19 protein-coding genes are annotated in these 23,061 nt (G+C 46.1%); 3 read left to right on the top strand and 16 right to left on the bottom strand.

The window, feature by feature from the left end; translation table 11 throughout:
• Positions 1 to 101 precede the first annotated feature (101 nt).
• On the top strand, positions 102 to 1,193 hold the full coding sequence (locus ABWW54_RS18225; RefSeq protein ID WP_502907831.1) for an SAM-dependent methyltransferase: 1,092 nt from the start codon (positions 102 to 104) through the stop codon (positions 1,191 to 1,193).
• A 5-nt stretch (positions 1,194 to 1,198) separates the two neighbouring features.
• Here ABWW54_RS18225 and ABWW54_RS18230 read toward each other — a convergent pair whose 3' ends face one another.
• The 6 genes from ABWW54_RS18230 to ABWW54_RS18255 all read right to left on the bottom strand — a co-directional run bounded on the left by ABWW54_RS18230 (position 1,199) and on the right by ABWW54_RS18255 (position 7,594).
• On the bottom strand, positions 1,199 to 1,843 hold the full coding sequence (locus tag ABWW54_RS18230) for a YceI family protein (protein ID WP_353414397.1): 645 nt from the start codon (positions 1,841 to 1,843) through the stop codon (positions 1,199 to 1,201).
• Positions 1,830 to 3,137 carry an APC family permease gene (locus tag ABWW54_RS18235; protein WP_353414398.1) on the bottom strand — a complete coding sequence of 436 codons (1,308 nt, stop codon included), beginning with the start codon at positions 3,135 to 3,137 and terminating at the stop codon, positions 1,830 to 1,832. The genes ABWW54_RS18230 and ABWW54_RS18235 overlap by 14 nt, the downstream gene beginning before the upstream one ends.
• Positions 3,130 to 3,669: a DUF1415 domain-containing protein gene (locus ABWW54_RS18240; RefSeq protein ID WP_353414400.1), complete on the bottom strand. Its 540-nt coding sequence runs from the start codon at positions 3,667 to 3,669 to the stop codon at positions 3,130 to 3,132. Before ABWW54_RS18240 ends, ABWW54_RS18235 begins: the two co-directional genes overlap by 8 nt.
• The gene (locus ABWW54_RS18245) at positions 3,666 to 4,256 is read right to left on the bottom strand and encodes a tetratricopeptide repeat protein (protein WP_353414402.1); all 591 of its coding nucleotides are present in this window, start codon (positions 4,254 to 4,256) and stop codon (positions 3,666 to 3,668) included. Before ABWW54_RS18245 ends, ABWW54_RS18240 begins: the two co-directional genes overlap by 4 nt.
• Before the next feature lie 99 nt (positions 4,257 to 4,355).
• Positions 4,356 to 6,887, bottom strand: a complete 2,532-nt coding sequence (locus ABWW54_RS18250) for an ABC transporter permease (protein ID WP_353414404.1) — start codon at positions 6,885 to 6,887, stop codon at positions 4,356 to 4,358.
• Positions 6,884 to 7,594 (bottom strand): ABC transporter ATP-binding protein, encoded by a 711-nt coding sequence (locus ABWW54_RS18255; RefSeq protein WP_353414406.1) that lies wholly within the window; start codon positions 7,592 to 7,594, stop codon positions 6,884 to 6,886. The genes ABWW54_RS18250 and ABWW54_RS18255 overlap by 4 nt, the downstream gene beginning before the upstream one ends.
• Positions 7,595 to 7,651: 57 nt before the next feature.
• Between ABWW54_RS18255 and ABWW54_RS18260 the strand changes: the two genes are divergently transcribed.
• Entirely contained in the window at positions 7,652 to 8,293 is a 642-nt protein-coding gene (locus ABWW54_RS18260; RefSeq protein WP_353414408.1) for an arylesterase, read from the top strand.
• 3 nt (positions 8,294 to 8,296) lie between these two features.
• Positions 8,297 to 8,938 (top strand): glutathione S-transferase family protein, encoded by a 642-nt coding sequence (locus ABWW54_RS18265; protein ID WP_353414410.1) that lies wholly within the window; start codon positions 8,297 to 8,299, stop codon positions 8,936 to 8,938.
• A gap of 74 nt (positions 8,939 to 9,012) precedes the next feature.
• Here ABWW54_RS18265 and ABWW54_RS18270 read toward each other — a convergent pair whose 3' ends face one another.
• From ABWW54_RS18270 to pilM, 10 genes are all read right to left on the bottom strand, one after another.
• On the bottom strand, positions 9,013 to 9,486 hold the full coding sequence (locus ABWW54_RS18270; RefSeq protein ID WP_353414411.1) for a dual specificity protein phosphatase family protein: 474 nt from the start codon (positions 9,484 to 9,486) through the stop codon (positions 9,013 to 9,015).
• A gap of 14 nt (positions 9,487 to 9,500) precedes the next feature.
• The gene (gene hemE, locus ABWW54_RS18275; protein WP_353414413.1) at positions 9,501 to 10,577 is read right to left on the bottom strand and encodes a uroporphyrinogen decarboxylase; all 1,077 of its coding nucleotides are present in this window, start codon (positions 10,575 to 10,577) and stop codon (positions 9,501 to 9,503) included.
• A 150-nt stretch (positions 10,578 to 10,727) separates the two neighbouring features.
• Positions 10,728 to 12,140 (bottom strand): glutamate synthase small subunit GltD family protein, encoded by a 1,413-nt coding sequence (locus ABWW54_RS18280; protein ID WP_353414415.1) that lies wholly within the window; start codon positions 12,138 to 12,140, stop codon positions 10,728 to 10,730.
• Between the two features lie 22 nt (positions 12,141 to 12,162).
• Positions 12,163 to 16,626 carry a glutamate synthase large subunit gene (gltB, locus tag ABWW54_RS18285; protein ID WP_353414416.1) on the bottom strand — a complete coding sequence of 1,488 codons (4,464 nt, stop codon included), beginning with the start codon at positions 16,624 to 16,626 and terminating at the stop codon, positions 12,163 to 12,165.
• A 458-nt stretch (positions 16,627 to 17,084) separates the two neighbouring features.
• Positions 17,085 to 17,588: a shikimate kinase AroK gene (gene aroK, locus ABWW54_RS18290; protein ID WP_353414418.1), complete on the bottom strand. Its 504-nt coding sequence runs from the start codon at positions 17,586 to 17,588 to the stop codon at positions 17,085 to 17,087.
• A gap of 181 nt (positions 17,589 to 17,769) precedes the next feature.
• Positions 17,770 to 20,079 (bottom strand): type IV pilus secretin PilQ, encoded by a 2,310-nt coding sequence (locus ABWW54_RS18295; protein ID WP_353414420.1) that lies wholly within the window; start codon positions 20,077 to 20,079, stop codon positions 17,770 to 17,772.
• Between the two features lie 17 nt (positions 20,080 to 20,096).
• A complete protein-coding gene (locus ABWW54_RS18300; RefSeq protein WP_353414422.1) occupies positions 20,097 to 20,660 on the bottom strand; it encodes a pilus assembly protein PilP in 564 nt (187 codons plus the stop codon).
• Positions 20,650 to 21,243 carry a type IV pilus inner membrane component PilO gene (locus tag ABWW54_RS18305; RefSeq protein WP_353414423.1) on the bottom strand — a complete coding sequence of 198 codons (594 nt, stop codon included), beginning with the start codon at positions 21,241 to 21,243 and terminating at the stop codon, positions 20,650 to 20,652. The genes ABWW54_RS18300 and ABWW54_RS18305 overlap by 11 nt, the downstream gene beginning before the upstream one ends.
• Positions 21,244 to 21,283: 40 nt before the next feature.
• Positions 21,284 to 21,856 carry a PilN domain-containing protein gene (locus tag ABWW54_RS18310; RefSeq protein WP_353414425.1) on the bottom strand — a complete coding sequence of 191 codons (573 nt, stop codon included), beginning with the start codon at positions 21,854 to 21,856 and terminating at the stop codon, positions 21,284 to 21,286.
• On the bottom strand, positions 21,856 to 22,905 hold the full coding sequence (pilM, locus tag ABWW54_RS18315) for a type IV pilus assembly protein PilM (protein ID WP_353414427.1): 1,050 nt from the start codon (positions 22,903 to 22,905) through the stop codon (positions 21,856 to 21,858). Before pilM ends, ABWW54_RS18310 begins: the two co-directional genes overlap by 1 nt.
• Positions 22,906 to 23,061: the final 156 nt, after the last annotated feature.

Raw genomic sequence — 23,061 nt, forward strand, 5'->3', positions numbered from 1 at the left:
CTATAACGACTAAAAGTACCTAGTCTATAAAGCTTGTAGAGAAATTCACAATTGAATTGCTAGTATTCCAATAAGCAACGTGAACCTAGGCCAGAACCGTAATGCAGAAGAACACTCAGATCCCTAACAGCCCACACATTCCGACGACCCTACCGATGGCTAAGCACTTAATTACGCTCGCGGAGAAGGGCAAGCTTCCAGACTTTCTTATTCGATTTGGAATACGACAATTGTGTTTAAATAGATTAAAACAAGAACAAGCTAGCGACCCTGAATCACAACAACGCCGTTTCCAAGCATTAATTGAGGAATTAAGGAACAGTCCTATTGCCGTTGAGACTGAGACGGCAAATGAACAGCATTACGAGGTTCCGACCGAGTTTTATTTGGCGACTCTGGGATCACGGTTAAAGTACAGTTGTGGTTATTACTCTGAGCCCAACAGTACACTTGATGAAGCTGAAGATGCCATGTTATCTAAATACTCTCAAAGAGCAGAGCTGAACGATACTCAACGCATATTAGAGCTAGGCTGTGGGTGGGGTTCATTGACACTTTGGATGGCTGAAAAGTACCCCAACAGTTCAATTACCGCCGTTTCCAATTCAAGCACACAGAAACAACACATTGAGAGTCAATGTCGTAATCGCGGTTTTAACAACGTGACGGTGATAACGGCCGACATGAATGCGGTCGAACTCCCACCACACCATTTTGACAGAGTCGTTTCAATAGAAATGTTTGAACACATGCGCAACTATCGAGTGCTTCTCAACCGTATTGCTGGGTGGCTGAAGAGTGATGGCAAGTTATTTATTCATATCTTCGCTCATCGCAATGTCATGTACACGTTTGAACCTCAAGGGGATGAGGACTGGATGTCTAGGCATTTTTTCACCGGCGGCCTGATGCCATCCACCGACACCATGCTGCACTTTCAAGAACATCTGAATATTGAGCAACGCTGGCTCGTGAATGGCACACATTACCAAAAGACGTGTAACGATTGGCTAAAAAAAACAGATCAACAAAAAACCACTGTTATCGAAGCATTCCAAACGTCCTATGGCAAAGATCACGCCGAACTTTGGTTTCATCGTTGGAGAATTTTCTATATGGCTTGCGCTGAACTCTTTGGACTGCGCAATGGGAGAGAATGGATGGTTGCCCATTTTCTATTCAATAAACGCTAAGCGCTTCAGTCCTTTTGAAACTCTGCATACGCTTCCAGCATGATTTGGTCGCCAACCAATGGAATGAACGCATCCATGCCAAAATCGGATCGTTTAAACTCTCCTATCGCCGTAAAACCTAGCGTGTATTTGCCCGTCAGAATATTTTCGGCACCGCCATTGAAGGTCACCTGCATCACCAGGTCTTGAGTCACCCCCCTCCAAGTCAGCGCTCCTGTGAAATCAAATGCATTGGCCCCTGAGGGCGCTACTCTCTTAGTTACAAAGACCGCTTGTGGGAATTTTTTTTGATTAAACCAAGATGCTCCCATCAAGTCTTCTTTCAAACTTTCATCATTGATATCAAGAGATCCAATATCAATGACCGCATTCAAATCCGCTTGTTCTATGTTACTTGGGTCGAATCTTAAGGTGGCGTCTATTTTATTAAAACGCCCCACGTACGTAGAGAGTCCTAGGTGTTGAACTTTAAACAGAACAGCCGCGTGCGATTTATCCAATCGATACTGGCCCGGTTTCAACTTCACCAGCTCGGTGTCAACCTTCGGGGTAACCAATGAAGTCAAAAAACTCCCACAGCCTGATAAAAGCATCAGGCCGAAAACAACAAAGGCCCGCGTAACATGTTTCTTTAATCTACGATTTCTCATTAAGAATAAGCCTCCGTCTTGACGTTATTAGATACGCACCCGTCCCCAGCACAATCGTCGGCAAAACAGCCAATAACTTTGACGGTTGGTTAACTGCTGAGAGCCCAGCGAAACCAATTGTGCACCCCACAAACAATAAGGGAGCAATGGGATAAAAAAGAGAATCTGGCTTTTCACCACGGCGCCAATGCCTTACAAACAAACTACTTACCGCTAGGGCTAAACAAAGAGACAGCGTCAAACCAAGGTAAGAAAGCAGACCTTGTAAGTCAGAAACTATCACCAATAGCAATGCGGTAGAAACCTGAAGCACGATTGACGACCTAGGCGGTTCTCCAGACCTGGCTTTAAAGATGGCTGGAAGCGCTCCGTCCTCGGCCATTTTTGCATACACTCTCGGCCCAGCCAAAACCATGGCGGTGATCGATGTTAACAACGATACCGCTATGGTTATCTCAACGATGCGTCTACCGAATTCACCGGATAAGTGGCTAGCCGCTATGGCGGCTATCTGTGGTTGCCCCACCAACGCGTCATAAGGAGCGCCATAGAGAATAATTCCATTTACCAAGACGCACAATACCATGGTAATTAGCGTACCAATCACCATGCCTTGCCTTACGGTCACCTTGGGATTCTTAACCTCTCCGGCCACGTAAGCGGCGGCATTAAAACCTGAGTAGCTTAGTGATATCCAAACCAAGCTGTTGGCAAACGCTACCCAATTAAACATCGTCGATTGTGAATGCGACACCGGCAATTCTGGCCTTGAGGAAAAAACAATGAGGCTCCATATGATGATGAGTGTTAGTGCAATAATCATCAAAAACACAACCCATTCGTGGGCTATGGCACCGGCCTTTACCCGGACTATGTGAATAAGACCGGCGAAAAGAATGATTCCCGCCGCCAACCAATCAGTTGAAATGAAGCTCAGATCAATCGCGTTTCTGAGGTAACTCTCAAAGGCGGTTGCAGCAAAAGCGATTGCTCCAGGAAATCCGGCTAACAACGACACCCAACCAGCGATAAAGCCCGCGAGAGGGTGAATCGATCGAGATAAATATAGATATTCACCTCCCGATTCAGTCAATTTCTGCACTAACATCCCGTAGGAAATAGCGCCCATAAGAGCAATTAGCCCGGCAACCACCCACGCCAACATGACCCAATTCCGGTCTCCGAGGTCGGCAAGCGAAAACCCTGAAGTTGTGTAGATACCAGCACCAATGGCATTACCAACCACCAAAGCAACTAAGGTCCATAAACCAAACTGATGTGACTTATCAGTCATTACATGAGCTTAAAAGGCCCTGCATGTGTTCGGCCCCAAGCTTTTTCAACAGGGCAATATTCGCCAGCGGGATTTGCTCAGTATCTTTGTGGGACTCTATGACTGAATCCAAACTCGCCTCTCGTAGTACATGCAACATCGGGAAAGGCGAACGATTAGTGAAATTTTCAGCGTCACCATGTGCGGTACCCGCGAACTGATAATCAGGGTGAAAACTGGCAATCTGATAAACACCATCGAGTTGCATTTCTTCCAATAGGACATCAGTAAAACTCAAAAATTGATTGTAATCATCAAAATCAACCAACACCTGCGGGTGAACAATGATTGTGGTTTCTATCTCCGGCTTGCGGGCTAACAATGCCAATTCAACCACGAGATTCTGCAACAACGCTTCATTATCTAGGGCGTCGCTTTCAATGATTCGGATACTGCCTTTCACCCATTCACGTTTCGCAAAGGGGCATAAGTTTAAACCAATAACAACACGTTCAACCCAATTACGTGTTGTTGAAACAACGTCATTTCTCACTCGCTATTGCCCTTCAATTTTCGTTCAATACGTCTAAGTTTGTCCGTCGCCAGTGTCCACTCTGGCTTAATATTAAGTGCGGCCGTGTAATCTTTTTTGGCTTGCAAAAAGCCTCCTAAGTTTTCGTGTGCCAGACCTCTGTTGAGCAGCGCCACAAAGCTCTTAGCCGCTCCAAGCTCGAGCGCTTTATCATAGTCTTTAACGGCTTCTTCAAATTTTTGAACCGCAAACCATAAATTACCACGGTTTATGTACGCCTCCGCTAGAAGAGGATCTATTTCAATAGCCCGATTATAATCACGGTACGCTTCCTTTAACTCCTCCATCGCCATGTGGATCACACCCCGATTGGAAAACGTCGCTGCGAGTTCTGACTTATTGAGTGAACCTTGAAATACGGCTTTATCACACACGGCGACATCCATACGACTGGCAGACCTTGACATAGCGGCATGCTGTGAGAGGTCGAAACACTCCCTTGCCAATGAACCGCCGCCGATAACCGTGGAACTATTTTGTGCACCCACATCAGTGACACAAAGCCCGTGAAGCACCAGAGCGAATATGACTACGATTTTGTTTTTCATCAACGCCTCCTCTTTATAGATACCGCATTTTCTACGCATCAAGACAAGACCATACTAGGCAAAAGACATGCCTAGATGATCGATTTATTGTCGTTAACACTAGGCCAAACGGCGTAAAGATTCCAGTGGCGCAACGGTAATAATTTCACGACTACGCAATAAGCCCAACAGCACAATCAAAGCGACACCAGCAAATATACCAATGGCCCAGAGCGATGGATGCCATTGAGCGCTAAGATCAAACACCTTAGTTTGCACAAAATACAGTACCGTTTCCGCCCCCATGCTTGCGATCAATCCTGAAACAAAGCCAAGAGCGGCGTATTCGACAGTCAACGCCCCTAGTATCACTTTTTTCGAACTTCCCAATGTGCGTAAAATGGCATTCTCTCTGAGTCTTTCATCAAACGACACTCCGATCGACGCAAAGAGCACCATGGCTCCACACGCTAGGACTAACAATAAGATCAATTCTAGCCCTTGAGTAACACGAGTAATGACGTCTCGTATTCTTGATACTACGTCAGTCAGCTCTAACACAATGGCTGTTGGGTATCGCTGTACCATTTCCTTAATAAAGGGCGCTTGCTGCGTCAATGCATCACCCTCTTTTCGCACAAGATCGCCTGCTTTCACTGCCGTGACCCAATTGGGCGCGTATTTATCCAGGGCGCCAGGGTAGAAAATGACGTAGAAATTCGGGTTCATACTTTGCCAATTAACGCTTCTAAGGCTGGTCAATGTCGCTGAAAATGTAAGTCCTCCTACGCTGTAAGTGATTTCATCACCTAGCGTGACGCCTAACTCGGTCGCAACTTCTTCTTCCATCGAAAAAGCTGGCTTCTCTGGTGCTGACTCCCACCAAGAACCAGCCACAATCTTATTCGAGGGCGGTAACGTGGTGGTTTGAGTTAAGTTAACTTCGCGACTAAGACCACCCGACCTCGCTAATCTTTCTTTTGAAATTAAATCACCGTTAATATGGGTTAGCCGCCCTCTGACCATGGGGTACCACTCAGTCGTTTCAAGGCTGTCTTTCGCCAAAATTTCTCTCACCCCTTCTACTTCGGCGTCCGCCACATTGAATAAGAAGTGGCTTGGTGTATCGGCGGGCAATTGGGCCTCCCACTCTGAAATTAGATTTGTCCTCATTCCAGTCACAATGAGCAGCAACATCAGAGTGGTTGCAAACCCGACTAGCTGAACTAAGGTTTGCGCTCGGCGACGCCAAAGATTAGCCAAACCTAAACGCACGTAGCTTCCCTGCCAAGCACCAAATCCCTTGACCAGTCTCAAAAATTGCAAAGCCACCAACGCACACACGGCAAATAAGACAAACAAAGCGCCCAAGAACAGACTGGCGGTTACCAAGCTGGTGCTGTACCACGCTGTCAACGCAAACAAGGCTGCAATACCTATCCACAGACGCTTACCTTGGCTGACAAGCGATGTGGGCAAATCACGTCTCAACACTTTAAGTGGCGCTATCGCAGGCAAATGCCACAAGGCAGGCAAAGCGAAGCCGAGCACACAAATAACCCCTGTCACCGACGCAACAATCCACGGACGCCAACTTGGCAATGGCAATTCTACGTTTAGCAAGCCCTTGGCCAGCTCTAGCAAAAAGTAATGGGCTAACCAACCAAAGAGGATGCCTAAACACGTCGCCACCAACGCAATCATGAGTAATCTAACGAATTGGCTTCGCCTGACCGCTGAGCTTGGCTGCCCCCATGCTTTCATCAACGCCACTTGATCTGTCAATCGGTTCGCATAGCGATGACTAGCAAGGGCCATTGCTAAGCCAGCCAAAAGAACCCCGATAGTGCCACTCAACAGTAAGAAAGCACGCCCACGGGTAAACGTTTCTCCGAGTTGTTCTTCGGCACCCTCAGGCGTCAGCAAGCGATAATGGGGTACAGTTAGTTCATCAGCCTCTTTGCGCTCCTTGTCCTCATACCATTGTTTAAAATTACTGATCGACGACTCATTACCACTCATTAACAGCCGATAGGTCGCCCGACTGCCTGGCCGAATGAGCTTTGAAGCTGGCAGATCCTTCAAACTGATCATTATTCTGGCTCCAGCACCTCCAAAACCCGTTCCACGGTCCGGCTCGTTGATAATTAACCGAGTGATTTCAAGAGTTAGATACCCAACCTCCACTCTATCTCCGAGTTTTGCATCAAGCAACGTAAGCAATCGAGGCTCTACCCAAGCTTCACCTTGACTCGGACCGATGCCACTGACCGACACATTATGCCCAAGGGGGTCCGACGTGAGTTCCATTTGCCCACGTAGAGGGTAATCCATTGAAACGGCTTTGACCGCGGCTAAATGGTTCTTATCTCCAACGAAAACCATCGAGCGAAAACTCGCGGTGTCGGCCGTTTCAAGACCCAGCTCAGTGGCTTTTACACGGTACTGATCGTCTATTTCAATACCGCCTCTAACCGCAAGATCAGCCGCTAAAAATTGGCTTATTTGTTGAAGTATTCCCCGTTCCACCCGGTCCGCGAAGAGACTCACCGCCGTCACCACCGTCACCGCCAAAACCAAGGCCGATATGACTAAATTTAGCTGGCCACCGCGCCAATCACGATAAAGAAGTTTTAAATCAATTAACCTCATGCGATTGCTCTACTTTGCTCTTTACGATTATCGACAGTTTGGGTCAGTTCACCCCCATCAATCGTAATGATGGTTTGACAGCGATTCGCTAACCGTTGTTCATGCGTCACCAACACCAGCGTGGTTTGTGATTGCTCATTTAGCTCGAACAATAAATCCGATACCTTTGCGCCGGTACCTTGATCTAGATTCCCAGTTGGCTCATCCGCAAATAAGAGCTTAGGAGCGCACGCAAATGCGCGTGCCACTGCGACTCTTTGTTGCTCCCCGCCCGAAAGTTGTTTTGGGTAATGCGAAAGGCGTTCCGAAAGCCCGACTTTATCAAGAAACTCTTTGGCTCTTGATTGCGCATTAGTTTGCCCCGCTAACTCCATGGGTAAGGCGACATTTTCTAATGCGGTTAAACTACCAAGTAGTTGGAATGTCTGAAACACAAATCCAACCAGCTGCGCTCGCACCCGCGCTCGCCCCTCTTCATCCATCTCTGTAATATGGTGCTCACCCATCCAAATATCTCCCGACGTAGGTTCATCTAAACCCGCAAGCAGTCCGAGCAATGTTGATTTTCCAGCTCCGGATGGACCGACAATCGCCAAGCTCTGACTGGCTTCAAGGTCGAAGGATATATCGTTTAAAATTGTTAGGCTTTGATCCGCCGTTTGCACGGTCTTGTTGACCGAGCGAACTCGCAATATTTTGTTTGGCATGGTTTTGATTTGGATTTTAGAGGGCTATGCTAGAGTAATAGGCTAAAGATTTTTATAATGTCCACAATGATACTGAACATGCGATTTAAAAACTTCACACATATTGCACTTTTATTGCTTTGCACTCTCAGCGTCTCTATTCCACCGGTAGATGCAAAAAATATTTTGATCTATGGCGACAGCTTAAGCGCCGCCTACGGGATGGATGAAGACCAAGGCTGGGTGAAGTTACTAGCCGATGCCGTCGAGGGTGAGCATCTGATAACCAACGCAAGTATTTCGGGTGAGACCAGTAGCGGCGGCTTAGCCAGACTTGAGTTAACGCTTAAGGAGCTTTCGCCAGACATGGTTTTTTTAGAGCTAGGTGCAAACGATGGCCTCAGAGGGTACCCAACAGATTTATTAAAAACCAACTTAAAAGCGATGATTAATGCTATTGAGGCGTCTGGGGCAAAGGCTGCGATCGCAAGCATCTCATTGCCTCCAACCTACGGTCCCCGGTACATCGACCAGTTCAGGAATGTCTATAGTGAATTAGCCCGTGAACATAATGTTCCTTTGCTTGATCTATACCAACCAAGTTTTGCCGAAACACCAGGCTATATTCAAGAAGATGGACTTCATCCAACCGAAGTTACCCAGCCCATCATTCGCGATATGGTTTTGGAGTTTTTTAACAATTCTAATCTATTGAAATAGAATATGGGCATAACACTTTACGGTTTAGGGCCATCGCGGTCCTTCAGATGCTTATGGGCGCTAGAAGAATGCGAGCTAGAGTACGATTATGTGAATTTAGATCTTGCCAGCACCGAGCCTGATGGGGCTAAATCGCATCAGTACTTAACGCTTAATGCGCAAGGAAAGGTCCCAACATTAGTTCACGATGACTTCGTCCTTACGGAAAGCGCGGCGATTTTAAACTACCTAAATTCGATTTCGTCTTCAGGATTCGTCCCAACTGACGATACACGCAAGCGAGCACTCTATGATGAATTGGCATTTTTCATTTTGACAGAATTAGAACAACCTCTGTGGACAACAGGCAAACACCGGTTTGCAATCCCCGAAGAACAACGAGTAGAAGCCGTCTTAAGCACGGCAAAATGGGAGTTCGAAAAGGCCGTGAACGCACTAAAATCGATCGTCCCTTTCACCTCTCAATCAAGTTATAAGGGCGAATATGCACTTGGAGAGACATTCAGTTTTGCCGATATTCTGTTAGCCCAAACTATCAATTGGGCCGACCGGTTTAACTTCGAACTCGCAAATTCGATGCTCAGCTACCGCGATGCTATGTATGCGCGCCCAGCCTCTAGTCGCGCCCTAAATCGCATCGATTGACCATCAGCATTAATACTGGCTAGGTAAAAAGTTACGCTTCATTAGACTTATATCGTCTTCTTAAAAGAAGTAACCTAATCGTCGGCCGCAAGTTTTTCCAGTGCAAGCCTCACGGCACTAATATAAGGGTGCACTTGCGGTCTCTGGCGCCGGAGAACATCCAACCCTTCGTCAATGCTCATTCCGCGGTAATGACACAAGTACGCCAGTACAGTCGCCGGAGCACGGCAAATTCCAGCATTGCAATGCACGTAAACTCGATGATTCAAAGACAAGATTTGATGAAGCGCCTTCGCAGGCGAATGAAGCTTTCGCCCTAAGTCCGCTTCATCAAAATCAATGATCGGAAACCGCTGAACATACACACCGGTAGACTGATACGCATCTTGCAACTTGTTCCAATCTATTCGGTGCGCGTTAAAATCATCATCGCTTTGCAAAGACAAAACCGACGATATTTTCATCTGCTTCAGCCGAGCAACGTCGACCGCGCTTTGAGGAGCGCTGCCTATGAACAAATTTTCTTCGATGCGGCTAAAGTTAATCATTTCACTGGTCGCGATTAAGTATGAAACTGCGAACTATTCGCTTGAACCGTTTGAACTAATCTCTGCATATTTTCAGGATGCGCAAACGGCTGGATACCATGCCCCAAATTGAAAATATGGCCTTTATCGTTAGGCCCGTGATTACCATAACCTAGCAACACTTCCATGGCTTGCTCAGAGACTTGCTCGGGCCCTGTGTTCATGACCACTGGATCCATATTGCCTTGCAAAATAACCTTATCACCCACGCGAGCCTTAGCATCCGCTATGTCAACGGTCCAATCCAATCCCAAACCATCACAACCGGTGTCAGCCATTAATTCAAGCCACCGCCCTCCACCTTTTGTAAACAAAACAATGGGAACAGACGAGCACAACGGGTCAGACTTGATGGCACTCACAATTTGAGACATGTAACTCAATGAAAAACGTTTATAGTTTTCCGTGGAAAGCATTCCTCCCCAAGTGTCAAACACCATTAAAGATTGTGCCCCTGAAGCCACCTGAGCCTTTAAATATTGAATGACGGAATCCGTAACGATTTGCAGCAATTTATGAGCGGATTCGGGAGACTCAAACATCAACCCTTTGATTCTACGAAAGTCTTTACTACCACTTCCTTCAACCATGTAGCTGGCTAACGTCCAAGGGCTTCCAGTAAAGCCTATCAATGGAACCCGATCGTCAAGAGCGTGACGAATCACTCGTATGGCATTCATCACATAACCAAGCTCCTGCTCAGGATCAGGAATGCCCAAGGAATCAATGTCGGCTGCACTGCGGATTGGTTTATTAAACACTGGGCCAACGCCTTCCTCTAACACCAATTCCAACCCCATCGCATCTGGGATGGTGAGAATATCAGAAAAGAGAATCGCGGCATCTAACCCAAACCGATCAATCGGTTGAAGAGTGACTTCGCACGCAAGTTCTGGAGTTTTACACAGCGTCAAAAAGTCTCCAGCCTGTTTTCGTGTCGCTCTGTATTCTGGTAAATAACGCCCTGCTTGGCGCATAACCCAAATTGGCGTTCGTTCCACCTTCTCACCGCGTAGGGTGCGCAGGTATAAATCATTTTTTAAATCAGTCATGACGTGAAGTATAACGTGAGGAAGAGACTACTGGTGTATAAATGACGTAAAAAAGCCGCTTTGAAAGCGGCTTTTTTACGTCTGGCATTTCAATTAATTTGGCCATCGGCACTGCTCGCGCCATCAGCCAGTTAATCCGTGATTCTATTGCTAATGAACACTCAGGTAATTTAATATTCCTTGAGCTGCCTCGCGACCTTCAAATACCGCGGTCACGACTAGGTCCGAGCCTCTGACCATATCCCCGCCCGCAAATACCTTTGGGTTAGTGGTTTGAAACTGTACCGACAAATCACTGCTAGTTTGAACGCCACCCCACTCGTTAATTTGAATGTTGTGGTCGGCAAACCAAGGTGCGGGGCTTGGTCTAAAACCAAACGCGATCACCACATCGTCTGCTTCGATCACTTCTTCTGAGCCTGGTATCACTTCAGGCCTTTGACGCCCACGCTCATCGGGTTCTCCCAGTTGAGTGGTTGCCAATTTTATACCCGTGACTTTTCCGTTCTCTCCAACGACTTCTATCGGCTGCCTATTCCAGAGAAACTCAACTCCCTCTTCTTTTGCATTAGCAACTTCGCGCATCGACCCGGGCATGTTTGCCTCATCTCGCCGATACGCACAAATCACCGAATCGGCGCCTTGGCGAACCGAGGTCCTTACACAATCCATGGCAGTATCGCCACCACCCAAAACCACGACTTTCTTGCCTTTCATATCAACAAAATCCATGGCGTCTTTTTCGAACCCCATGAGACGATTGATGTTAGACACCAAAAATGGCAACGCTTCATGGACGCCCTCCTGTTCTTCGCCAGGGAAACCTCCCTTCATATAGGTGTAGGTGCCCATCCCTAAGAACACAGCATCATAATCATCAATGAGTGATTGAAAATCAATATCTTTACCAATCTCTACGCCAAGTTTAAATTCAACACCCATCTCTTCCATGATCGCACGGCGAGTTTTAACAACGTCCTTTTCCAATTTAAACGGTGGGATGCCAAACGTCAGCAAACCGCCAATTTCAGGGTACTTATCAAACACAACTGGCTTCACACCGTTTCGAACGAGTATGTCCGCACAACCAAGGCCCGCCGGACCGGCACCAATAACGGCTACCTTTTTGTCGGTCCATGTCCTATTAGACATATCAGGTCGCCAACCCTGCTTAAGCGCCTCATCTGTGATGTATTTTTCCACAGAACCAATCGTTACTGCGCCGAACCCATCATTGAGCGTACACGCCCCTTCACAAAGCCGATCTTGAGGACAAATACGGCCACAGACTTCAGGCAATGAGTTTGTTTGATGGGACAGCTCAGCTGCTTCAAACAAATTACCCTCAGAAACTAATTTGAGCCAATTTGGGATGTAATTATGAACAGGGCACTTCCATTCACAGTATGGATTACCACACCCCAAACACCTCTCAGCTTGTGCGCCGGCTTGGTCAGCGTCGTAATCGCCATAGATTTCTTTGAATTCTTTACTGCGTTGTTGTGCCGAGACCTTTTCGGGGTCTTGGCGAGGCAAGTCTAGAAATTGAAAATCATTACTCATAGTAAAACCTGTTGAGGGCCGCTTATGCCGCCGCCCTTAGTGAATCGATTAGGGTTTCAAGGTCGCTGGCTTTTGGCTTAATCATCCAAAAGCTCGGTAGAAAGTCCGCAAAGTCCTCCAGTATTTCAGCCCCACGCACGCTGCCCGTGGCCTCAACATGACGCTCGATCATATTCTGTAAGAAAAGAGCATAAGACTCCATTGCTTCTGGCATCAGACGATAGGTATCGATCAGCTCATGATTATAACGGTCAATAAATCGGCGGTCTTGATCTAGCACAAAAGCCACACCGCCGGTCATTCCAGCGCCGAAATTAACCCCTGTTTCACCCAGTACGCAAACCGCACCGCCAGTCATGTATTCACAACCATGATCTCCTAAGCCTTCAACCACCGTCAAAGCGCCTGAGTTTCTAACGGCAAATCGCTCACCAGCTTTGCCCGCCGCAAACAATTCGCCACTGGTCGCACCGTACAAGCAGGTATTACCAATAATTGTGGAATCAGCGGCAACGAAACGAGTTCCTTCAGCGGGGTATATCGCAACGGTTCCACCAGACATTCCTTTGCCAACATAGTCGTTAGCATCACCCTCGAGATTTATATTCAAACCATTTGCGTTCCAAACAGCAAAACTTTGACCCGCGTTACCTTTAAGGTTCAACGTCACAGGCGCGTCAATCAGCCCTTCGTGACCATGAGCCTTTGCGATCTCACCCGATAGCCTTGCGCCGATAGAACGATGAATGTTTTTAACTTCATAACTAAAGGCGCCTCCCAATTTGCCAGTTATGGCAGGAAGCATGTCGGCCACCATTTGTTCAGCTAACTCGGCTCTGTCATAGGGTTCGTTCTTTGGTTCAACACAAAATTGTGGTTTATCACTGGATACGTAGTCACTGGATAAGAGTTCAGATAAATCCAAGCCTCGTTGCTTTTCAGTTTCCCCTTCAAGCACCTCAAGCAGATCGGTCCGACCAATCAGATCCGTTAGTTGAGTGACACCCAACTTAGCCATCCACTCTCGAGTCTCCATTGCAATGAACTTAAAGTAATTGACGGCTCGCTCTACTGTTCCCACGTAATGCTTTTGGCGCAACACATTGTGCTGAGTTGCAACACCAGTCGCGCAATTGTTCAAGTGACAAATTCTCAAATATTTACAACCCAGGGCAACCATAGGCCCAGTACCAAAACCGAAGCTTTCAGCGCCCAAAATTGCCGCCTTGATCACATCTAAACCGGTCTTCAACCCGCCATCAGTCTGTAATCGGACTTTGTCTCTGAGATCGTTGGCACGTAGCGTTTGATGTGCTTCCGTCAATCCCAGCTCCCACGGTGAGCCGGCGTACCTGACCGACGTTAACGGGCTGGCTCCGGTACCGCCATCGTAACCAGAAATGGTAATTAGATCGGCGTACGCTTTAGCAACGCCTGCGGCAATCGTTCCCACTCCGGCTTCGGCCACCAGCTTAACTGAGACAAGAGCCTGAGGGTTTACTTGTTTAAGATCGAAGATTAGCTGAGCTAGGTCTTCAATAGAATATATATCATGGTGTGGAGGAGGCGAAATCAGCGCAACGCCCGGCCTTGAGTAACGAAGTCTGGCAATTAAGCCATTTACTTTGTGGCCCGGCAATTGACCACCTTCACCGGGTTTTGCACCCTGTGCCACTTTTATCTGTAACACTTCGGCATTGACTAAATAGTGAGGAGTAACGCCAAAACGACCCGAAGCGACTTGCTTGATTTTTGACATTTTGGCCGTTCCAAAGCGAACAGCGTCTTCGCCACCTTCTCCAGAATTAGACCTACCACCAAGCGTATTCATGGCTTCGGCCAACGACTCGTGCGCCTCAGGTGATAATGCTCCAAGGGACATCCCAGCGCTGTCAAAACGCAGAACAATATTCTCCCATGGCTCTACGCTATCTAACTCTACCGGAGTCACATCGTCACGAAGCTTTAATAAGTCTCGTAGGACCATCGGCTTGCGATGATTAACGGTGTCTGCGTAATCTTGATACAACTCATAATCGCCGCTTTCAACCGCCGCGTGCATAGTTCGAACAACATCAGGATTGTAGGCATGATATTCACCTCCGTGAATAAATTTAAGCAACCCGCCTTGCTCTAATCCTGTCTGAGAGTTCCAAGCGAATGTGTTCAATACTCGCTGATCGTTTTCTAAATGTTCAAACGTACTGCCTTGAATACGACTTGTGGTGCCATTGAAACAGAGATCAACGACTTCACGTGAAAGACCAACCGCTTCAAATAACTGGGAACCACGATAGCTGTGTATCGTAGAGATACCCATCTTAGAAATAATTTTGTATAGCCCTTTATTCACCCCTTTACGATACTGACGTAGCAATACCGTTAACTCACCAACGATTTTGCCGCTACGACACATGTCATTGATACTTTCATAGGCAAGATAAGGGTGAATTGCCGTTGCGCCGTAGCCAATTAAGACAGCGTATTGATGTGAATCACGCGCCGTGGCCGTATCAACGACGATATTTGCATTACAGCGCAAACCTGATTCGGTTAAACGATGATGAACGGCGCCTGTCGCCAACAGAGCCTGCACGGGCAGCCTGTCTTTGGCTATCTCACGATCAGAAAGAACAATGATTCTAATGCCGTCCTTAATCGCTTGTTCGGCTTCATCAGCAATGGCCAGCACTCGATCCACCAACGTTTCATCTCGAGTGTAAGTTATATCTATGGTTCGACTCTTAAATCCCGAATCATCACTGTTAATAAGTTTTGTAAATTTACCCGTTGATAACACAGGAGAATCAACAACAATTGACTTCGCCATACGCTCACTGGGTTCGAACAAACTGGACTCAGCCCCAAAGTACGTTTCCAACGACATCACGATTTGCTCACGCAATGGATCAATCGGCGGGTTTGTCACTTGCGCAAACTGCTGGCGAAAATAGTCACTTAGCATACGATGACGCATAGACAACACCGCCATCGGAGTATCGTCGCCCATCGAACCAGTCGCTTCTTGCGCCGACTCTGCTAGAACTCGAATAACGTCTGTGCACTCTTCATTCGTTATTTGAAAAAGTTTTTGGTAGATTTTTAACGACGCGGAATTCAACGAAACCGTTTCTTCTTGCTCTGTTAATCCGGATTTTAACCGCACAATATTATTTTTCAGCCAAGCCTTATAAGTGTGCTCAGACTTAATTCTCTGATGTACATCATCAGGAGTAATGATGTCTCCCGTTTGAGTATCTACGGCCATCATTTGGCCAGGTTTCAGACGCCCCTTTTCGACCACATCTTGCTCGTCATAGTCGTATACACCAACTTCTGACGCTAAGGTGATTATTCTGTCTTTGGTTACTACGTATCGTGCAGGACGCAGACCATTTCTATCAAGCGCACAGGATGCGTAACGCCCATCGGTCAGTACAATTCCAGCTGGGCCATCCCATGGCTCTGCATGAATCGCTTGAAAACGATAAAATGCCTTAAGGTCTGGATCAATGTGTTCAGCGTTTTGCCACGCTGGTGGAACCAGAGTTTGGGTAGCACGAAAGATATCCATACCGCCCATTAAAAACACCTCAAGCATATTATCCAAGCTCATGGAATCAGAGCCGGTTTTATTAACGAAAGGCGCTGCATCACTGAGGTTTGGAAGAAAAGGAGACTTAAGTTTTGCGCCACGGGCAATAGCCCAATTTCGATTGCCCTGAATCGTGTTGATCTCACCATTATGAGCAAGATAGCGAAATGGTTGAGCTAAGCGCCATTGAGGCAATGTGTTTGTTGAAAAGCGCTGATGAAACAAGCAAAGTGAAGACGCCATGTCTTCATCATTTAAGTCTTTATAAAATACCGGTAAATACTCGGGCATAACTAGCCCTTTATAAAGAATAACCTTTGAAGACAAACTGGGAATATAGAATGAATCGTCCGTTTGCCAAATCTTTTTCTCGGCTCGCCGTCTGGCTAAGAACAACTTTCGCTCAAGGCCACTGGGCGTTTCTCCGTCACGGGCGCTGACAAATACTTGCTCTATACGCGGCACAGAAAGTTTTGCTTGATCGCCCAATGCGGACTCATCAGTTGGTACAACCCTCCATCCAGCAACGCAAAGCCCTTCAGCTTCAATCTCGCCATTCAAGACGTCCTTGGACGCTGCCGCTTTACCTTCATCAGAAGATAAAAACACCAATCCGGTGGCGAAGTCATCGCCCAATTCGTAATTATTCTCCGCCGCGACCTGACGCATAAACGAGGTTGGCATTGACATCAAAATGCCACACCCATCACCAGTTTTACCATCCGCGGCTACGGCGCCACGATGAGTAAGTCGAGCTAGTGCGCTGATAGCCGTACTGATCAACCAATGACTTGGTTTACCATCCATTTGGGCTATCAAGCCGAAGCCACAATTGTCTTTTTCGAACTCCGGTCGATAGAGTCCGCCTTTGCCGTGATACATATCGGTCATGAATCAATACCTACTTAGTTTTGATCGAACTTAGCGTTCGAAAAGCTATAGTCGTTGAGCCAGCAACGAGGCCAAACTAGTTCGCCCTCAATAAAACAGTATGCCGTGCAACACCCTCGCGCGCATTTCTTAAAAATACGCACGATACAAGTCCAAACTTGCTTTTAATTAGAACTCAGCGTGCGGCTTTCACAAAAGCCTACGTCGTGAGCGGTGAATTTTTCTTACATGAATTTGAATTCCCAATAAACATTACCCTCACCCAAAGAGCAACTGAATATATTTTCAAAAACATCAAGCAAACCGAATTTTATTCGGTTTAAAGTCAAATGGAGCCATAGTATATGCTAAAACGACTCCCTAGTCACCATCCCTGCAATCATTCAACCTAATAGCCACTATCTAACCACAACCCAATCCAAGGACTGTGGAAATTTTAGGCAGAAACTTAATGAACTCTAACGATCCATAGCTTCAATAATTTCATCAACAACCTTCGACACAATCCGATCGCCTGAGACAACGATTAAATCAGCCTCTTGCTCATACAAAACGCCACGCTCAGACATAAGCTCTACCAATTTGCTTTCTGCATCTACATTTTCCAATAAAGGACGATTTTGGTTCTTTTGCGTACGAGCCAATTGCGTTTCGATACTCGTTTTTAAGTAGATAACGTATCCTTTTCGCAGGAGAATACGATTTTCTTCGCTGGTGATCGCACCTCCACCGGTAGCAAGAACCACACCAGCTCGCTCACATAACTCAGATAACATCTTTGTTTCACGCTTACGAAACCCGTCTTCCCCTTCAATATCAAAAATCGTGGAAATGGAAACGCCGCATCGCTCTTCAATCATGTGATCCGAATCAACAAAGTCTAAACGTAGCCGCTTAGCAAGTTGTTTTCCTACGGTGGTTTTCCCTGACCCCATCGGGCCGATTAGAATGATATTTTGCATAGTGTATTCAAATGTTTGGAGAGCTGTCGAAAGCCGACATGAGCACTGAAGTTTTCGCAAGCATAAACGTAAATTGTAAGGCTATACGAAAACAAAAGCAGGAGACTCAGCTCCTGCCTTGTACAAATTTAGATGCTGCACACAATTAAGTATGCAGCGGATCGTCATAGTATAGTGATCATTATCCCAAATTCAATTTCGGACTGATAATTTTTGGTGTCAAAAAGATAAGTAACTCGGTGCGAATCGACTCTTTGCTCTTCTTTTTAAACAAATTGCCCAGAACAGGCACGTCACCCAATAAGGGAACCTTTGTCTCGCCGCTCGTTTCTCGCTCTTGATAAATACCACCAATCACCACGGTTTCACCGTTATCGGCCAATACTTGAGTTTCAATTTCCTTGGTTCCGAGCGTAGTAAACGTACCCGACGCATTGATCAATTGGTCTTGTATAATATTAACATCCAAAATCACTCTGTCATCCGGGGTGATCTGAGGAGTAACGATCAATTCCAATTCAGCATCGATTCTCTCAAGGCCACCACCGCCACCACCGGCACCACCACCGTTACCAGGAATAGTGACGAAGACCTCTTGTCCTTGGCTGATTCTGGCTTCTTTTTGATTAGCAGTCAGCAGCCGAGGACTTGCAACAATCTTGCCTCTACCGTCAGCTTGCAATGCAGAGAGCTCTAGAGTAATTAAATTTCCAAACCCAGTTCCTGCGCGAAAGATATCCACAGCATAGGACGCTGCGTTATTACCACCAATAGCATTAGCACCGAGATCTACAGCCAAACCGCCCGGCGTACCAGTGCTGGTATCGAATGTTAATGGTGGCGGAAAACCAAAAGGATCATCAGCAATAGCTTGCTGCTGCTCATTATAGGAGTTAACCAAAGTAGTATTACCCGCTAGAGTTCCGCTTCCGAATACTGTGCCAATGTTAGAATCATTGGCGCCAGGAAATCGAGCATTCTCAGTAACTCGCTGAAAACCCAATCGAGCACCCAGTTCGCGACTGAAGTTATCATTAGCTTCGACTATTCTAGTCTCAATGAGCACTTGCCTAACCGGCTTATCAAGCTTTGCAATGACCTTTCTTAGCTCTTTGATTTTTTCAGGAACGTCTTGAACCAACAAACTATTCGTTCGCGCATCAACGGTGACACTTCCTCTAGAACTTAATAAAGAGTTTTTGTCTGTTTCTGTCACATTCAAAGAATTTTGAACACTGTCCGCAAAATTATTCGAAGATGAAATCGCTCCCTGCCGCACGACTTTTACTGATTTAACCACATCTGCAATAGCCTGCGCCTTAGCGTAATTTATCTGCACAACCTCTGTCACTAAAGGCGCGTATTCAGCAATCACTGCGTTTGCCTTTAGCTCCTCTTCTTCAAATTTCTGTAGCTCAGGATTTGGTGCAATCCATACGACATTACCGGTCTTTCTCTGTCCCAAGCCTTTGGTTCTGAGAATGACATCCAATGCCTGATCCCAAGGTACATCTTTCAAGTTGATCGTTATTGAGCCTTGAACTGCATCACTGGTAACAAAATTGATCCCAGTAAAGTCAGCAATCACCGCCAGCGCAGAGCGCACATCGATGTTTTGAAAATTGATCGACAGCCTTTCACCTTCATAACCTAAAGCGAGGTCGGCCTCATTACGAAGGTCTTCTTCTTTTTCTATGATCGGATCTACGATCAAGGTAAAACGACCTCCAGCCTGAAAAGACAGATGCTGATACTTGCCCTGCGGGACAACAACAATCCTGACATTTTCCGAGTTTTGAAAGGAGTCCACTTTCTTCACTGGCGTTGCGAAATCAGTAACGTCCAAACTCTGCTCGTACGTAGATGGCAAGTTTACACCGATCAAGTCAACGACAATTTCCCCATCTCGCTCGCGAGTATCTACCGCAAAATTATCATCATCCAAGTCGACAATTAATGTTCCCCCGCCGGCTTCTGAACGGCGAAAGTCTATATTAGAAACAGAAACATCCGCAATCACATCGGGTCGTTTAGAAAAAGGTTTAGGAGCCAATGTTGCGCTTAAATCCGCCTCCTCTTGAAAAATAGTGATCGAGTAGCCGTTTTCGCTTTCGTTTAATGTGTATCGCGCGGATTCATAAAGGTTCACAATAACGCGCGTTCTATCTGAAGTTTCAACGGCAACCACGCTTTTGACTTTTCCAGCTTCAACCAAAGTTTGCGCAGAAGCTAACTGACTTTTCATTCCAAAAAAGTCTAACGCGATACGAGCAGGCGTGTCGGTACTGAAACTGCCCGGCTCGGCTAATGGCGCATCGGCCACGATATTAATTTGTACATTATCACCGCTCAGTTTACTGTGCACAATGTCAGTCAAATTCACTGTTTGTGCGTGTACAGTATGTGTTATTGCGGTGCCGCAGATGACAACCATTGCGACAAGGCACTTGAAGCTTGTTTGCACGCGGCTATTGATTCGGCTTGCTTTCATAATTCTGCTTCCTAATTTCATGATTCATCTATTGTTATTTCTACGTCACGAGTCACCCATCGCCCCGCTGGATCGAGAACGGTTTCTACTAGCACCACTCGCTGCTCTTCTGGAACTATTTCTTTAATTTTTCCATCATTTTGCCCCATATAACTTCCCAAAGTAGCCAACACCGCAGTACCTTCATTGGTCTTTACAACAACATGAGGAACTCCTTCTTTAGTTATGGTGCCCACCATGCGAAGAGCATCTAAAGGAAATTTCTCTAACGGCTCTTTACGTCTATCAGCATCAGGTCGCTTACCAACACCCACTCCTCGCCCATCACCATCATTAGAAACGATGTTTGCAGCACTAAATGGATCAGTTTCATCTTCCCTTTCATACTCGAACGCTTTAAAAGGTGGAATTTCTGGTAATGGCTCTATCTCAGGCTTTCTATCTTGGTGCGCTGTCTTTACGAAATTTTCCAAGTCAGACATATCCCCACCCACGCAGCCGCTCAAAACGACTGCACAAGCTAACGAACTAAGCCTTAACGTCCACGCCGACTTAGCATGTTGTTTAAATTTACTTGACATCAGCTTCTTCCAAATAGTGGTAGGTTTTGGTGACTGCATTCAATGTCAATTCATCAGTTCCAGCTATTCGCCTAAGACCAAAGTTATCGACATTAATAATTCTTTGCAGAGCCGCTATATCACTCACGAAACCGGCGATTTGATGATAGGTTCCGGTCGCTCTCACATTAACCAATTTTTCGGCGTAAAAATCTTTTTCAATAACATTACCGGGTCGAATTTGCTGAAATTGCAACCCTCTTGATAATCCAACTTGAGTCATATCAATTAACAAATCAGGGATTTCACTTTCGTTGGGCAATTGTTTCAACAACACACCGAATGTTTCTTCAGCCTCAACCATTTGTTGTTTGTAGGCATCTAAATTAATTGCTAAAGCCTTCTTATCGAGGTAAGTATTCTTCAGAGTGGGCTCTTTTTTCTCGACCTTCGTTAGGCTCGCAATTTGTTTTTTTATTACAAAGTGATAACCAGCGAAAATTAGGCCAATGGCCAAAACACCGGCCATAATCAGCTTGACTCTACGAGTCCACGACCCGATGTCATTGAAGTCTAAGCCATTTAATTCTTCTATTAGTCCCATAACGATATCTTCTTATAATTTGCTAAATTGCGCGGCTCAATCAAAGATCACCTAGATTGTCACTATTTTTATCTTTACGCTCTTCTTTAACGCTCAAATCAAACTTACTGACCAAAGCACCATTTTCATCGATCACATCAACCACTTTCAAACTGGCGCCATCAAACCAATCTGATGCATCAAGACTACGCATTAGAGCCGAAACGCGTCCATTCGACTGAGCTTTACCATTAATGCTAAGCCCGCGATTACTCTTAGAAACATTGTCGTAATAAACACCTTTAGGTAACTTGCTAACCAGATCATCAAACACATGTACGATTTGTGAGCGGTTTTGCTGCAAATTCTGTATTACTTCCATTCTCGCCAAAAGTGCATCTCGCTTGTCTTTTAACGTTTCAATCTCATTTATAATTTTAGAAAGCTTATTAATTTCAGTTTGCAAATATCGATTACGCGACTCTTGATGATCGATTCGCATATCCATAAATGTCTTTGCTGCGAACACGATAAGACCAGCGACTACCCACAAACCAATACACATAAACAGTGTCATTTGATTGCGCTCACGTCGCTGAGCCTCACGCCAAGGCAGTAAGTTAATATTTGCCATTAGTTTAAACCTCGCAAAGACAAGCCGTACGCCATAGCAAGAGCCGGCGCCTTCGCCAACACAGCATCTCGCCTAGATTGCACATTGGCGTTAGTGAACGGATTGAGAACAACCACCTTCGAGCGTAGCTTGAGCTCAAGATCTCCGCCTAACCCGGCTAGCGCACAACTTGCACCAGTTAATACTACGCTATCGATATTCGAGTGAGAGCTGGACGAATAGAAAAACTGAAGGGCGCGACTGATTTCCTGCCGCAACATTTCAACGTATGGCTCTTGTACAGCACTGAGAAAGTCAGCCGGCGGCTGCGAAGAATTAAGAATCTCTTCAGCTTCCTCAGCAGAAACCCCATATTCCTTGCGAATCAATTTAACCAACTGGGCTGCGCCAAAATTTTGATGACGCGAATAAAGGACCCTTTCACCATCGACCACCATTAAGTGGCTACTCGAGGATCCAATATCAAAAATAGCAACTGGCTCATCCGAATGTGAGCCTAAATTATTCTGAGATCGGTAAACGCGCTCGAGAGCATAAGTATCGATGTCTACGTACTCTAGACTCAACTCAAGGCTTTCAATCAAATCAATATAATCTTCAACAATGGTTCTGCGGCAGGCAACCAAAAGAACATCTTCTTCGGAGTCGTTAGATAAAGACGGCCCCAACACTTCGAAATCCAAGTTCACTTCATCAATCGGGTAAGGAATAAAGTGCAACGCCTCAATGCTGATTTGCTCTTCCATTTCTAGATCACCCATACCGGTGGGCATTCCTAACACTTTGGTAATCGCGTGCGAAGAGGATACGGCAACCGAAACAGTGGTTCCTTTAACGCCAGAGCTGACCAACAAGCCAGACAAAGTGTCTGCTATGAGCTCGGCGTTTGCGATCGCATTTTCTGAAAACGCACCAACAGGCAAGGGGGCTACTCCCCATGCGATAACTCTTGGATTTGCTTTTGTTCCTGCAAGTTCGACGACTTTAACGGAGTGCGTTCCGATATCGATTCCGACGACTGCTTTGGATTTTGGGCTGAAAAGTTTCAAGAAACCTCCATAAAAAACCGCTATTTATATTGTTTTTATAATCACTTACCTTAAAGTCTAACCAACCCGTGGCAATAATGCCACACTTCTATTTAGGAAATCCAACAATTAATATATTATCCGCTTGTACAAAACCATTCTAATACCGCAGGCATT

The sequence above is a fragment of the Arenicella sp. 4NH20-0111 genome (genome assembly GCF_040366405.1).
In the GTDB taxonomy this organism is placed as follows: Bacteria; Pseudomonadota; Gammaproteobacteria; order Arenicellales; family Arenicellaceae; genus Arenicella.

Excerpts from the sequence above, each read along its gene's own strand:
- ABWW54_RS18225 (WP_502907831.1), top strand. The coding sequence starts at position 102 with ATGCAGAAGAACACTCAGATCCCTAACAGCCCACACATTCCGACGACC.
- ABWW54_RS18230 (WP_353414397.1), bottom strand. The coding sequence starts at position 1,843 with ATGAGAAATCGTAGATTAAAGAAACATGTTACGCGGGCCTTTGTTGTT.
- ABWW54_RS18235 (WP_353414398.1), bottom strand. The coding sequence starts at position 3,137 with ATGACTGATAAGTCACATCAGTTTGGTTTATGGACCTTAGTTGCTTTG.
- ABWW54_RS18245 (WP_353414402.1), bottom strand. The coding sequence starts at position 4,256 with ATGAAAAACAAAATCGTAGTCATATTCGCTCTGGTGCTTCACGGGCTT.
- ABWW54_RS18250 (WP_353414404.1), bottom strand. The coding sequence starts at position 6,887 with ATGAGGTTAATTGATTTAAAACTTCTTTATCGTGATTGGCGCGGTGGC.
- ABWW54_RS18255 (WP_353414406.1), bottom strand. The coding sequence starts at position 7,594 with ATGCCAAACAAAATATTGCGAGTTCGCTCGGTCAACAAGACCGTGCAA.
- ABWW54_RS18260 (WP_353414408.1), top strand. The coding sequence starts at position 7,652 with ATGTCCACAATGATACTGAACATGCGATTTAAAAACTTCACACATATT.
- ABWW54_RS18265 (WP_353414410.1), top strand. The coding sequence starts at position 8,297 with ATGGGCATAACACTTTACGGTTTAGGGCCATCGCGGTCCTTCAGATGC.
- ABWW54_RS18270 (WP_353414411.1), bottom strand. The coding sequence starts at position 9,486 with ATGATTAACTTTAGCCGCATCGAAGAAAATTTGTTCATAGGCAGCGCT.
- hemE (WP_353414413.1), bottom strand. The coding sequence starts at position 10,577 with ATGACTGATTTAAAAAATGATTTATACCTGCGCACCCTACGCGGTGAG.
- ABWW54_RS18280 (WP_353414415.1), bottom strand. The coding sequence starts at position 12,140 with ATGAGTAATGATTTTCAATTTCTAGACTTGCCTCGCCAAGACCCCGAA.
- gltB (WP_353414416.1), bottom strand. The coding sequence starts at position 16,626 with ATGACCGATATGTATCACGGCAAAGGCGGACTCTATCGACCGGAGTTC.
- aroK (WP_353414418.1), bottom strand. The coding sequence starts at position 17,588 with ATGCAAAATATCATTCTAATCGGCCCGATGGGGTCAGGGAAAACCACC.
- ABWW54_RS18295 (WP_353414420.1), bottom strand. The coding sequence starts at position 20,079 with ATGAAAGCAAGCCGAATCAATAGCCGCGTGCAAACAAGCTTCAAGTGC.
- ABWW54_RS18300 (WP_353414422.1), bottom strand. The coding sequence starts at position 20,660 with ATGTCAAGTAAATTTAAACAACATGCTAAGTCGGCGTGGACGTTAAGG.
- ABWW54_RS18305 (WP_353414423.1), bottom strand. The coding sequence starts at position 21,243 with ATGGGACTAATAGAAGAATTAAATGGCTTAGACTTCAATGACATCGGG.
- ABWW54_RS18310 (WP_353414425.1), bottom strand. The coding sequence starts at position 21,856 with ATGGCAAATATTAACTTACTGCCTTGGCGTGAGGCTCAGCGACGTGAG.